Raw genomic sequence first — 6,097 nt, 5'->3', positions numbered from 1 at the left:
TTTGCCCAACGCGTTCGCGACCTTTTGTCCCATCCTCAATGTATCAAAAAAGGAGCCAAAATACCGTCGCATTTTGACTCCCTTATCTTAGTATATTTCGGCAATGTGGCATCAAAGAAGGGTAGCCCGTGAACTTTGCGGGTTACTCTTTTTAGTTGCTTACACGGCCGGGCGCTGTTTTGGTGAACGCGTTTAGTCTATGTGGCAGAAAATAACTGCTATATTACGATTACTGAGTTGATTTAATTTAAATGTAAACCACTCGTAAAACGGTTATTAAACGGTTATTTTCGTCACCAGTCTAAACGTGCTAAAATAGTATTTAATAGACTATGAACGGGGCGAGAATAGTGGCAGCTAATGACCAGCTTGATGAATTACGTGCGCAGTTAAAAGATATCCGTAAACAGGTTAACGCAGGAGCGCTGTTTCAATCACTCGGCAAAAAACTGGAGCCGCTCATTTCGTCAGTCAAACGGGAACCCACGGTGTCAACAATGCGGCTGCCAGATGATGATGACGGAATCCGCGCGATTTTGATTCACTTAAACGACCAATTAAGAAGTGAATCGCTGACTGGCCTTAGTGATACGGAAGTGCTGCAGCTAGTACGCCACATTGGGTCACCTGATCCCCACATTCGTGATAAGGGAATCTATTTTCTCTTTAATGATCTGATCCAGCAGCACCTCTTGACGGATGAGCAGATGGTGATGATCGTGCGCTACTTGATCAGCGACACGGTGTTATTTGCGCACATCTTGGAGCCGGAAAATGATGCTGTTTATCAGCGGGCGTTTGCGGTACTGCTATTATCAGTGATGCTCTACGCGGATCGGGCTGGCTACCACTTCTTAAATCAGGAGCTTGTTAATGAGATCGTGAATCAGACGGCACTGTACGTGGTGCTAGAAACGGACACTCGGGGGTTCATTAAAATCAATGGCTGGGCGCACGCTTTTACGCATATTGGTAACCTGCTGGATGAATTGTCAGAGCGTGACAGTTTGACGAGGGCGGATAAGCTCTATTTGATGGCGATCTTGATCAGCCGTTATAAGCGCCTCAAAGGCCCTCTGATTTTTGGGGAACCGCAACGGCTGGCTGGCTATTTGGCGCGCTTAACCAATAAGAATCAGCTCTACGCGGATTATTTGCTTAAAGAGTTGAAACGCTGGCGACAGGAATTGGTAGTCGTGCAGTCTAAGGAAAGTCAGTCCAATTGGAATCGCATCTACAATCGGGGGCGACTGATTGAAGCAATGATTCTTCGCAACGATTTCAGTGATACGATCAAGCAGTATCTGGACGCCGTCATTGACTTTTTAGATTGACATTGAAAGGGTGAAACCAATTAATTACTATCGACGTTTATTTCAAACAAGTTATCAATTATTAAAGGTCAGAGCAGTCAATCTGGGGTGGCTCCTGCTGATGGCGGACCTGATCACCTTGCATATTATGATGTTAAATCCTGGCATGGTACTGATTAAGATTATCCTGATCCTGGGGTTTATCCTGGGGCTGATCTTCGAATTAAACATGATCTTAACGGCCTTTACCACTAATAAATCGATTCTTAATCAATCTGATCTATTAATCTTAACAACCTGGCGGCGACTATCCAAACATTGGCTGGCGTTAACCGGGTTGGTGTTATTGTTAGTTATCCTGTGGCTGCCCTTTGGTGATGCTGGGTTCACCGGGCCAGTGCTGAACTTAGTCCGGTTGCCGATTCAGTGGGTCGACTTAGCCGTCCTGCAGCGACGCATCGTCGTGGTCATCCTCGCCGTTATCTATTGTGGAATTCTGTACGGTTTTTTAAGAATCCTCGGTCGCTTGCGGGTAACCGTTAAGCCGGAACTCGTGCCGATCAACGGGTGGCATCGTTTGGTTTGGTTTGTCCGGCCGCTGCTAACTTTCTGGTTACCATTATCGATTATCGATCATCTGCTCGTGCGGGTGCTGCACGCGTTTAGTCCGCAGCTTTCTACTGGGATGAGCAACTTTGTCAGTCTGGTCTTCTTGGTGGTGCTCGTGAGTTTGTCGTTACTGATCTTGAGTGCCTTTTTGATTGCCGTTATCTGGGAATCGTTAGAACAGCCAGAGTTTCGGCCGGAGTTTGATGAAAATTACGATCAATTGCACAGCATGGCCTGGTTTCCCACCGGTTTAGTGTTTGTCTTGGTAATTCTGTTTAGTTTCCAAGCCTTTCACTTTGGGGCTGCCATTTCACCCAGTGTGACGATCGCCCATCGAGGCGTGATCGGCAATAACGGGGTGCCTAATTCAGTAGCGGCTTTGAGACAGACGACTAAGCATCGGCCTAATTTCGTGGAAATTGATGTCCAGGAAACTAAGGACCGCCACTTTGTCGTTTCTCACGGTCAAGACGTGGCGTTGAAGATGGGTCAGGGCAGTCACAAAGTTGATATCCAAAAAATGGACTTAAAAAAATTAGCGCAGCAGCGGGTTGATGCTGGCGGTCAAACCACTAAGTTAGTTAAACTTTCTTCCTATTTAAATGTTGCCAAGCAAAAACGGCAACGGCTGATCGTGGAATTAAAGGTCACGCCGCAAGACAGTTCGGACGTGGTCAAACGGTTTGCTGATCAATATGGGAACCGCTTGATTGCCGAACATGACTTTGTCCACACGATGAGTTATCAGGCAGTATTGCAATTAAAGCATTTAGAGCCCAATCTCATCGTGGGCTACATCGTGCCGCTAAATCTAATGTCGATCAAAAAACTGCCAGCGGACTTTTATTCGCTGCAAGCCATTGGCCTAAACACGACCATGGTTCGGCAGGCCCATTCAATCGGTGCACCAGCCTTTGTCTGGACCCCCGATAGCACGGATGATATGCAGATGATGCGGGCCTTGGGTGCGGACGGTCAGATTACCAACCAGCTGACGCGGCTGCAACGGGTCAACCAGCAACCAGCTAAAGACTTTAACTGGGCAATCGTTGAAAACGTGGTAAACCAATTCTGTTAGTTCTTCGTAGTTAGGGTTATGAGGAGCTGATGATAAAATGACAACCAGGTGTCCGTGGGCGGAAAAGAGTCCACAGTTATTGATCTATCACGATTTAGAGTGGGGTGTCCCGGTTTATGATGAGCGCCAGCTGTTTGAAAACCTGGCACTGGAGATCTTTCAGGCCGGCTTAGCCTGGCAGCTGATTTTAAAGTACCGCACAGCGCTGAAACACGCGCTGTATGATTTTAATCCAGAAGAACTAGCCGCGTTACCACCTGCTAAGATACAGTCCTTGTATCGCAATGACCGTATCATTCGTAACCGTCAGAAAATCGATGCGTTGATTGAAAACGCTAGGGTGCTGACCAGCCTGCACGAACTGGGGTGGTCATTCACGGAGGCTTGCTGGCAGTACGTCAACGGTACGCCATTGGACCATGCATTAAACGAACAGGAGTCGGTTGGACCCGAGTGGTTTGTGGCTGAACTGACTCAGACTTTACGTCATTTAGGGTTCAAACGAATCGGTCCGAAAACCTGTTATTCGTTTTTGCAGGCTTCGGGGATGGTGAATGATCATCTGACCACGTGTTACCGGCACGAAGAAATTAGTACGCAAGTTAAATAAACACCAAAAAAGAGTACCTTGTGGGGCACTCTTTTTTGGTAACTGATAATAACCATAATAAAATACTATGTTCAAATGAGATTTCTTTAATGACTGTCAAGATGCATGGCGTTAACGATAATCGTTATTAACTAGTCACCTTTAGTAAAATATTTCGTAAAAAGTTGTGGGCTATCGCTTGATTATTTACTTAATAAACACTACTATTCATTGTGTAAAGGTATTTTAATGAATAGTTAATTATCTCTAAAACTTTTAGTTTTGTTTTTAAGGGTATTTTTGAACCAATTGTAGGGCACACAGAGATGGGGGAACTCAGGATGAATATTTTTAAGCAAAAACTAGCACGGTGTAACGCCAAAAATGAGCATTACAAGATGTATAAGGTGGGACGCAAATGGCTATTTGCAAGCGCTTCCGTTCTGGCGATGAGTCAATTCTTGCTGGTTGGTACGGCTAAGGCTGATACCACGGATGCAACGGCGACTGATACGCCAGCTACGACGCAAGTCACCACGGCGAACACTGCAGCGACTAATAGCGCGGCGACGTTGAAGACGGCACCTACCGCAAAGACGGCGCCAACGACTGATACAGTTAAGGCTAATGCGGGTACGAAGGAAAATAATCAGGCTCAGACTGACACGAAGAATGCTGCTACGAAGCAAAATAACGCACAGCAGACATCAGCAGCGACTACCGGGGACAAAGTAACGACTGCTGACAGCACCCAAAAGTCAGCACCGAAGACGGCCGTAACCGCAACTGATTCAAAGGCTGCGACCACTACGACTGCAACGCAAGAAACTTCAAAAACAACAGATACAACTCAAAAGGCTTCAATTACTAATAATCAAAAAGACGGTCAGACAGCTTCAACACCTGACCAGGCACAGCAAGTCAACTTACCAGTTGGCACTAAGATTTCGGTGAAGACGGATGGCACCACAGTATATGCTTTGCCAGTTAACGCAGACTTAAAGGCTGCTCAAGCAGCAATTGCTGCCAGTGGAATCAAAGGTCCCGTTGAGATTACGGTAGCCGCTGACCAAATCAGTGTGAACGTTAATACCTCGACGTATTATTACGGTGACACTGTAGCAGAAAATGCAGCGCAAAAGGGCACTGACAAACCGTTTTACAGTGGGAATGTCGGTGACACCGTTGATACCAGCAAGCTTGCGACGACGGATGCGGACTTAAAAGCCGCTTTCGCTGACCCAACTGATCCCAACGGCGTCTATACCGTTCAAGTCGGTAATGACCCGCAGTTATACAACTCATTGACAGCTGCCATTACGGCTAATCCTAAATTAGCAGCGGGCGATATTAAAGTTGTGTATTACTCGGGGGATCATCTTGGTTATCACGATGACCAAGGTCAGGTTCAATACATGGACAAAAACATGTCTACTGTAACCCAGGGATGGATTACTAATACTCCAAGCAGCTTAGTTGAGACCGTTAATAACGCCCCAGCCGGTAAAATTAATATGACCGCTTTTAATACTGCGATTAGTCGAATAAGCAGCACGTCCAGGGGTGTTGTTAATAACCGTAAAACGATGATGGCTACCGCCCAGGCATATGTGAACGATTTGGCCAGCTTTAAAGATGGTCAGCTCAACGCCAACTTAGTCAAAGCCCAAGATGTGGGTGTTGCTTTGAGTAATGGACCACTTTATAATGGCAACGGTACCAGTACCGGCAATAATTTTAAACAAGAAATGACCCTTTATGAAACCCAATTACAGGCCGTTAAGACCTTCTTAGACTCGTTTACGGCTGATAGTCAGAAGGGCACTGCGACGGGAACTGCTACACTGGGCACGGCTGAGCTGCAGGCTGTTTTTACTCCAATCACCCAGACCTTAGCTGATTTAGGTACTGGTATGAATGAGACTGATCCTTACCTTTCTGAACCCTATGTCGGTCCGCAAATTGAGGGTTTGAGTGCTAATCCAACGCTATATGATGCGGTGACAGCGATTGGTGCTGGGAACCTGGGAGCTAGTTTAACTGCTGGCCAGGCCGCCGAAATAGCTGCTCTGATCACTTCGTTAAACAATGCGGCTAATGATCGCGATACGACAGCGGCAGCAGTCCAGGCAATCGGTGGCATTGATAAGGAGTTACCAACGCCGGTTGACAGCACTTCAACCAATAATCAAGCTGCGGTTGCCGCTGCCCTTAATAAAGTTAATGGCAACTTAACAGATGCTCAGGAAAATAGCAGTTTTCAGACTAATATCGACGAATCATCAAACAACGAGACCGTTTTGACCAATATGACGGACTTAGCTAAGACAATCAACGCTGCGACGTACCCATATTCTTTGGAACCAACTGTCGCTCCGCTGAAGGCGGCGCTTACTGCGCAAATTGCTAAGAAACTGTTTGAGATCTCTAAAAGCGGCGTAGGAAAACTGAGACAAACGCTAAAGTTACCATCGTTGTACTGGTGTGCAGCTGTCGTTCACAGTTTTT

4 protein-coding genes are annotated in these 6,097 nt (G+C 46.4%); all 4 read left to right on the top strand.

Translation table 11 applies throughout. The features are described from left to right. Nucleotides 1-350 precede the first annotated feature (350 nt). Complete coding sequence (locus FFM73_RS11855) at nt 351-1,334, top strand: DUF2785 domain-containing protein (protein WP_171001292.1); 984 nt, start codon at nt 351-353, stop codon at nt 1,332-1,334. A 100-nt stretch (nt 1,335-1,434) separates the two neighbouring features. Then, nucleotides 1,435-3,000, top strand: a complete 1,566-nt coding sequence (locus FFM73_RS11850; RefSeq protein WP_137631879.1) for a glycerophosphodiester phosphodiesterase family protein — start codon at nt 1,435-1,437, stop codon at nt 2,998-3,000. Nucleotides 3,001-3,037: 37 nt separating this feature from the next. After that, complete coding sequence (locus FFM73_RS11845; RefSeq protein WP_137631878.1) at nt 3,038-3,610, top strand: DNA-3-methyladenine glycosylase I; 573 nt, start codon at nt 3,038-3,040, stop codon at nt 3,608-3,610. Nucleotides 3,611-3,930: 320 nt separating this feature from the next. Next, nucleotides 3,931-6,097: KxYKxGKxW signal peptide domain-containing protein (locus tag FFM73_RS11840; RefSeq protein ID WP_171001291.1), on the top strand; the 2,167-nt coding region annotated here is incomplete at its 3' end.

Source organism: Secundilactobacillus hailunensis, assembly GCF_005405185.1.
Taxonomy (GTDB): Bacteria; Bacillota; Bacilli; order Lactobacillales; family Lactobacillaceae; genus Secundilactobacillus; species Secundilactobacillus hailunensis.
Note: the sequence above shows the minus strand (reverse complement) of the source record. Positions and strands in the feature narration are given on the sequence as shown.

Bases quoted from the DNA above. Each gene is read 5' to 3' on its own strand.
- FFM73_RS11850 (WP_137631879.1), top strand. From the start codon at position 1,435: ATGGCGGACCTGATCACCTTGCATATTATGATGTTAAATCCTGGCATG.
- FFM73_RS11845 (WP_137631878.1), top strand. From the start codon at position 3,038: ATGACAACCAGGTGTCCGTGGGCGGAAAAGAGTCCACAGTTATTGATC.